Origin of the sequence: Streptomyces sp. NPDC023838 (genome assembly GCF_040639555.1) — a bacterium.
Taxonomy (GTDB): domain Bacteria; phylum Actinomycetota; class Actinomycetes; order Streptomycetales; family Streptomycetaceae; genus Streptomyces.
The window spans coordinates 1-6,608 of the sequence record NZ_JBFAAD010000075.1 but is presented as its reverse complement, the minus strand read 5'-3'; the positions used below and the strand labels follow the sequence as shown (position 1 = coordinate 6,608).

6 protein-coding genes are annotated in these 6,608 nt (G+C 70.2%); 1 reads left to right on the top strand and 5 read right to left on the bottom strand.

Annotated elements, in window-relative coordinates; genetic code table 11:
- Window positions 1–91: 91 nt before the first annotated feature.
- From infA to AB0G17_RS37195, 5 genes are all read right to left on the bottom strand, one after another.
- Window positions 92–316, bottom strand: a complete 225-nt coding sequence (infA, locus tag AB0G17_RS37215; RefSeq protein WP_010981942.1) for a translation initiation factor IF-1 — start codon at window positions 314–316, stop codon at window positions 92–94.
- On the bottom strand, window positions 313–1,104 hold the full coding sequence (locus AB0G17_RS37210; RefSeq protein WP_361392692.1) for a GNAT family N-acetyltransferase: 792 nt from the start codon (window positions 1,102–1,104) through the stop codon (window positions 313–315). The genes infA and AB0G17_RS37210 overlap by 4 nt, the downstream gene beginning before the upstream one ends.
- Window positions 1,105–1,482: 378 nt before the next feature.
- Window positions 1,483–1,725: a hypothetical protein gene (locus AB0G17_RS37205; protein ID WP_361392689.1), complete on the bottom strand. Its 243-nt coding sequence runs from the start codon at window positions 1,723–1,725 to the stop codon at window positions 1,483–1,485.
- A 153-nt stretch (window positions 1,726–1,878) separates the two neighbouring features.
- Window positions 1,879–2,634 (bottom strand): hypothetical protein, encoded by a 756-nt coding sequence (locus AB0G17_RS37200; RefSeq protein ID WP_361392686.1) that lies wholly within the window; start codon window positions 2,632–2,634, stop codon window positions 1,879–1,881.
- Window positions 2,635–2,649: 15 nt separating this feature from the next.
- Window positions 2,650–4,221, bottom strand: coding sequence for a hypothetical protein (locus tag AB0G17_RS37195; protein WP_361392683.1), 1,572 nt, complete (start codon window positions 4,219–4,221; stop codon window positions 2,650–2,652).
- 648 nt (window positions 4,222–4,869) lie between these two features.
- Here AB0G17_RS37195 and AB0G17_RS37190 point away from each other — a divergent pair.
- Window positions 4,870–6,519: a protein kinase gene (locus AB0G17_RS37190; protein WP_361392680.1), complete on the top strand. Its 1,650-nt coding sequence runs from the start codon at window positions 4,870–4,872 to the stop codon at window positions 6,517–6,519.
- The last annotated feature ends 89 nt before the right edge of the window (window positions 6,520–6,608 follow it).

The following is a 6,608-nucleotide window of genomic DNA, read 5'->3' as shown; positions in this document are numbered from 1 at the left end:
GCCCTCGTACTGGACGTACGTGGGCTTTCGCCCGGTGCGGCGAGAGTGCGTGCCAGGCGTCGCAGGACAGACGGGAATTTGACGACAGGCCCTAGTTCCGGTACCGGAACACGATCCGGCCGCGCGTCAGGTCGTACGGCGGGAGCTCGACCAGCACCCGGTCCTCCAGCATGATCTTGATGTAGTTCTTGCGGATCTTCCCGCTGATGTGCGCGAGCACCTGGTGGCCGTTCTCGAGCTCCACGGTGAACATGGCGCTGCGCAGGCACTCGACGACCTTGCCCTCGACTTCGATGACGTTCTTGTTCTTTGTCATCGCACCAGCTCCAGGTTGCTGCTCATCGGGCGGGCGCCGATGCCCTCGAACAGCGCCGAGGCTGCTTGGTTGGACTCGTGGACTTCGGTCCAGGCCGCGGCGGACCCGGAGCGGTGCAGCGTCCCCAGCGCGTGGGCCAGCAGCGCTCGCGCGATGCCCCGGCGCTGCTCGTCGGCCCGGACCGCGATCAGCCCGATGCGCGGCCGCTTCACCCTCACCACGCGGATCAGGCCCAGATAGCGGTCGGGCGCCACCGCCACCGCGTACTTCGACGGGTCGACGACCGTGTCACCTTCAGGGCGGCGAATTACCTCCGCGGGCATCGACTGCCACCCGACGGCCGCCTCGACTTCGTCATGGATCGCGCGGTCCAGCGCCCGCAGCAGACTCTCGTCCGCTTGGCCGGCGGGCACGATCGTCACGCCCGAAGGCGTCAGGACTTCGTCGAGCCCGGTGACTCGCGGGTCAGTCGGTACGACGTACTCCCACTCGCGGCGCCGGATCGTGAAACCGGCCCGCCGCCAGCCGGCTGTCAACTCGACGTCGGCTTCGTCGACCACCGTGTACAGCGGCGCCGGCAGTTCCGCCAGCATCGCCTCGGCGAGCCGGTCGAAGATGGCGTCGTGCCAGGCGTCGATGCTGACGAACAAGCGCCCGTCGGGCCGGTGTTCCGCATGCCCGCGGCCGACCACCAGGTCGTCTTCCAGTGCATGCCATTGCCGGTCCGCGACGCGCGTGATCATCACCGCGTTCTCGCTCAGGCCAGAAGTGAAAGGCTTCGTGTTCATCGGAGTCTCCTTCCAGGAGTGCCTCGATCTCAGGCGCTCCTGGCGACACCGAACGTCAGCCGCCGGACCGTGACGGGTTGAGGGAGCACCCATGGGTAACTGTGTTCACGGGGCTCACCTCCATACGACGACTTCACGGTCCACCGCGAAAGTAGCAGCGGAGCGCAGCCTCGTTCAAAACCTTTTCCGCTGAGCTCGTGACGCGATCGCGATCCGCTCTCCTTGAGGCGTCTCCAGCCGATGAGTCGGCAAGCCAACGAGAGGAAGGAGTCGTGGATTTCGATACGCCGTTCCCAGCGGACCGCGAGGCGTTTGGTCCGGTGGAGCGGGGTGAAGGTCTGATCGACCGACGGGGCCATGTGCTCGAATGCGGCTCGCCTACCGCCGACTGTGCTGCCACAACACGCCATCGCTGTCCTGGAGATGGAATCCGCATCGCTTCAGAAGCTGGTCAGCCGTTTCCCGGGGAAAGAGCCGGAACCGAAGGCGCTGGTGAGCCACAACCACTCCCTGGTCTTCGATGAAGTAGTCCAGAGCCTGTGCGTAGGCGTCGTAGTCGTAGTATCCCGAGGTCATGACCAGGTCGTAGAAGCGCGACAGGTCAGCATAGGAATCAGGCACCCGCGGACGGTAGCGGCGCGGTTCGGTGAGCGGCAAGGCTCATTTTGAGCCCCTGCCGGTCCTTGTCTGACCTGTGTCCCTCGCTGCTCCTCGACCCGCAGAGGCTAGGCGTATCTGTCTCCTGCGCTGCTCGCGCGCCGACCCGCCTCCCGTTCACGTGCGGAAGTACCGGGTGAAAGCCGTGGCGTCGGTGCCGAGGACGTCGCCGAACGGTGCGTCGAGTTCGCGGATGAGCAGGACGAGGAACGTGATGAGCCCGGCCAGGCCCATGACCATCACGATATGAGTGAAGTTGTGCCGGATTCCGAACATGAACATGAAGGCGATCGTCAGCACCCCGCCCATGATCAGGCCGAGCCACAGGACGGGCGACAGGCTGCTCTGCGCATCGGTCTCGCGTCCACGCCGTGCCTCGTCGAGTGTGCCCAGTTGCGAGAGGAGTTCCTGAGCGGCGATCTGCTGGGTGGGTGTGGCGGTGGCCGGAAGCCGGCTCGACACACGCAGTTGGTTCAGCATCGTCCAGCCCTCGGGACCGAGGCCCCCGCCGGCCGTCATCCGCGGCCACTCGGTGGTGACGACGTGATGGGCGTACTGCTCGGAGAGGGTACGCGCCCGCGCCCGCTCGTCCGCCGGCAGGGCTTCGGCCAGCAGATACGTCTCGTGCAGGGCGCTGGCCTCCGCCTGTACATGGGAGGAGGCGCTGCTGCTGGTCTCCCATACGGATACGAGGGCGAGTCCCAGCACGAGCGCGTAGAGGACACCGACCATCATCGAGATGTACTCGGCGACGTCCTCGCGCGGCTCCTCGTCGGGACTCGGAGGGTACAAGTGCCCCTTGGCCACGACCACTGCGGCGGCGAGCATGGCCACCCCGAGGACAATGGCGAGGCTTTGCAGGGTGTCAGGCACGGGAATCCCCTTGGATCACGGGCGGCGTGAGCCCAGCAGCGCCGCCACGAGCGCGGCGGGAACGAGGAGGAGCAGCAGCACGGCCACGACGGACAGGCTCGAGTTCTCCCGGGATCGGCGCCGCAGCCTGGCGAGGACCGACGACTCTTGTCCGCGAGCCTCGCGAGTACCGGGTGGCTTCGGCCGGGCGGGCGTCACCGGAGCGGGCGGTTGGGCGGGCGCGTCGCCCAGGATCCCGCCGCCAGGCTGGGCAGGCGCTGCGCCCTGGATGCCGCCACCTGGTGGGGCGGGTGCGGTGCCCAGGGTCCCGCCGCCCGGTTGGGCAGGCGCTGCGCCCAGGATCCCGCCGCCCGGTTGGGCAGGCGCGGTCCCCGGCGCCCCGCCGCCTGGTGGTGCCGGCGCGGCACCCAGGACGCCCCCTCCAAAAGGCGGCGTCACGGGGATTCCCGGCGCGAGGGGGCCGGGAGGTGTCAGGGGCGCGGCAATGGGCGGTGGTACGGCGGGTACCCCGGGTGCGGCCGGCCCGGCCGCGCCTGGCAGCTGGCCCGGCGGCGCGGCAGGCGGTGGCTGTACGCCCGGAGGCGGAACGGCAGGGCCCGGCGCCGCACTTGCGGTGGGTGACTGTCGCGGGGGCACGGTGCGGCGGTACTGGGGAGGGGAAGGTGCTGGCGTCTGCGGACGGAAGGGGAACGGCGTACCGAGGGGGGAGCCCGGAGGCAGGGGGAGCGGCGGAGCAAGGGCTGCCGGAGGAAGAGCCGGTGCAGTGGGGAGAGTGAAGGAGGTAGTGGCGTGCGCGGTGAGCGCAGGGGGCGCTTGACTGCTTCCCGTCGGGGTCAGGGTCGCCGTCCAGTCGCTGCCCGTGGCCGTGCCCGCGCTGTGGTACGTGCCCGGGCTCCGCGTGATCTGCGCCGTGCACGTCACAGATGTGCCGGGCGGAAGCTCGGGGACGACTGCCCGGCCGGAGCAGTCGATGCGGGCGGGCAGCAGCTCCGGGTCGGCCAGCTGGACGTCGAGCACCGTCCTGTTGCCGGGGTTGGTCAGGACGTAACGCACCTCGGCCTCGGTGAAACTGATGAGCCGGGGGCTCTCGGACAGGGACAGCTGCCCGGCCACACCGGCGTAGCCGCTGCGCGCGGAGGTCGTCATCCGTATCCCCAGGGAAGGGATCACGCCGGTCGCCGTGACCCAGTCGGTGTGGGGGCCGGGAGCGGCGGGAAACCGGGCCGTACAGACGGTGCGCGACAGCGCGCGCAGGGTGCCGGGGTGCGCGGAGCCGCCGCCGCAGCGGACCGCCGAGGGCGGAACGCCCGGGTCGTTCAGGCGCACTGAGGCGAGGTCGGCTCCGCTGTAGTTGGTCAGCCGGTAGACCTTGACGACGGGTGTGCCGGCCCGGATGCCGGGCTGCAGCGCGCCGAGCCCGGGGCGGGTGTTGACGGTGACCGACAGCCCGAGACCGTTCTCCCCGACCCCGCCGGCGCGGGCTGTCGGCGCGCGGTCCACCAGAGCCGCGAGCAGCGCGGCAGCGATCGTGCACACGGCGACGAACGCCGCTCGTCGGGCCTGCGGACGCCCGCGCCGAAGCCCCATCCTGACCACCTTCTGCCGACGATCGCCTTGAGGCAGATGGTCACCGGCCGTCCTGCCGCAGAAGCCGCAGACGTGCCGACGCAAGCATATTTTCTGACTGATGTCGCCCTGATGGGTGAGCGTGGGGTGAGCCCGCAGATCGCAGGTCGCCGGTCGCAGATCGCAGATCGCCGGTCGCAGATCGCCGGTCGCCGGTCGCCGGTCGCCGAGAAGGGGAAGGGCCCGCCAACCGGGCCGGGTTTTCAGGCTGGTCCAGTGATGGTCGCGCGCCAGGAAGTCTGGGTTCGCACCGCTTCGGCCCCGCCCTGCCGAATCGCCTCCCGCATTCCTGCCGCAGGGGGGCCGCAGTCGTCATGTCCCTGGCGGGCGGGCTCCTGATCGTCGAATGGGCGGGCCGCCGAGGGGGGGGTGAACGGCACGAGTCTCATGAACTCATGTCAGGTATCCGGATGATCATGACTTTTGGAAGGGGCACATGCGCACCGAGGGGTGGGCCGTGTGAACCCGCCCGCACGTGTACTCACGTGTACCCCTACGCTGGTGCCCGCCACGTGGCGGATCTTGAACAGTGCGACGAACGGAGCGTGACAGGTGACGGGCGCGAACGGCGCGGATCTGGTCGGAGAGGTTCTGGGCGGGCGATACCGCGTGACCGCGACGATTGGGCGCGGTGGCATGGGTGTGGTCGCCCGGGCGGTGGACCAGCTGCTGAACCGCGAGGTCGCCGTCAAGGTCCTGCGGGCGTACACCGACGCTTCCCCGGCCGAACTGGCCGATCTGCGGGTCCGGATGCAGCGGGAGGCGCAGGCCGCCGCCCGTATCCGGCACAGCGGTGTGGTCACCGTGCACGACGTGGTCGAGGAGAAGGGGCTGCCGGTCATCGTCATGGAGCTGGTCGACGGGCCCTCCCTCGACGACGTTCTGGCGGAGCGCGGCTCGCTGGACCCGCGCGAAGCGGCCGCGATCGGCGCCAAGCTGATGGACGCGCTCGACGCGGCACACCGGGCCGGGGTCCTCCACCGGGACGTCAAGCCCGGCAACGTACTGCTGGAGCGCAGCGGCCGGGTCGTGCTCACGGACTTCGGCATCGCCAGCATGGAGACCTCCGGCGATGAAGCCCTGGCCAAGCTGACCCAGAGCGGTCAGATCGTCGGCTCCCTCGACTATCTGCCGCCGGAGCGCGCACAGGGCCGGGAACCGGGTGCCGCCTCGGACATCTGGGCGCTCGGCATGACTCTGTACGCGGCCGTGGAGGGCTCTTCGCCCTTCCGCCGTACGTCGGTGTGGTCCACGCTGGCGGCGATCGTCGGCGAACCGCTGCCGGAGCCCCGGCGAGCCGGACCACTCACCACGGTGCTGCAGGCGCTGATGGCCAAGGACCCGTTGCAGCGGCCCGACGCCGGGCAGGCGCGGGAGATGCTGGAGGCGGTGGCCGGGGGCAGGCCGGTGGACCTCGCGCCGGCACCGGCCCTCCAGCCCGTCACTCCCCCGGCCTTCGGTCCCGCCGCAGCGCCGTTCTCCCAGCCCGGCCCCCAGACCGTCGCCTCCTACACGCCGACCGACGCCTACGGCGCCCCTCCGCACGCGGGCATGGCTCCTGGCATGCCCGCCGGTCACGGCCCCCGTTCCGAGACCCGGGCCACGGTCGTCGGCGCGCGGCGCCGCCGCACCCGTACCGTCGTCGCGGTGGCGGCTGCCACCGTCGTCACCTGCGGCGGAGTCGCCTACGCCCTGGTGGGCATGCAGGGCGATGCGGGCGGCGGGTCGAACCCGGCGCTCTCCGCGGCGAGCTCCCCCGCCGACGGTGACATGTCCGACACGGGCGGCACGACCGACGGCTCGACCTCCGCGGGAGACCTGACGGGCATAGGCCCCAGCGAGACGCCGTCCAGCAACCCCTCGAAGAAGGGCGGGGACCGAGGGAAGGGTCCCACGCCGAAGCCCGGCACCAGCGGAGGCAAGTCGGCCGCCAACCCGTCCGACTCGCCGAAGGCAACGCCCAGTTCCACGGTGAAGGAGCCCGTCCCGGTGTCGACGACATGCACCGGCTGGGCCCACTCCAACCGCAGCGACGGCTACGGTTACACGGCTCAAAGCACCCACCTCTACACCGGGCCGTACGCGGTGTGCTCCTACGTGACCGCGGTCAAGTCCGGCGTGAAGGTCTACTACCACTGCTACGCCACCAATGCCCAGGGCAACAAGTGGATCTACGGCCGCATCCAGGGCACGAACACCGAAGGCTGGCTGTTCAGCGACAAATCCACCTTGGCGAGCGGCACACTCGCCCGCTGCTAGGGCCTGTCGTCAAATTCCCGTCTGTCCTGCGACGCCTGGCACGCACTCTCGCCGCACCGGGCGAAAGCCCACGTACGTCCAGTACGAGG

What these genes read in the sequence shown, in the direction of transcription:
- infA (WP_010981942.1), bottom strand. Translation starts at nt 316, where the DNA reads ATGACAAAGAACAAGAACGTCATCGAAGTCGAGGGCAAGGTCGTCGAG.
- AB0G17_RS37210 (WP_361392692.1), bottom strand. Translation starts at nt 1,104, where the DNA reads ATGAACACGAAGCCTTTCACTTCTGGCCTGAGCGAGAACGCGGTGATG.
- AB0G17_RS37195 (WP_361392683.1), bottom strand. Translation starts at nt 4,221, where the DNA reads ATGGGGCTTCGGCGCGGGCGTCCGCAGGCCCGACGAGCGGCGTTCGTC.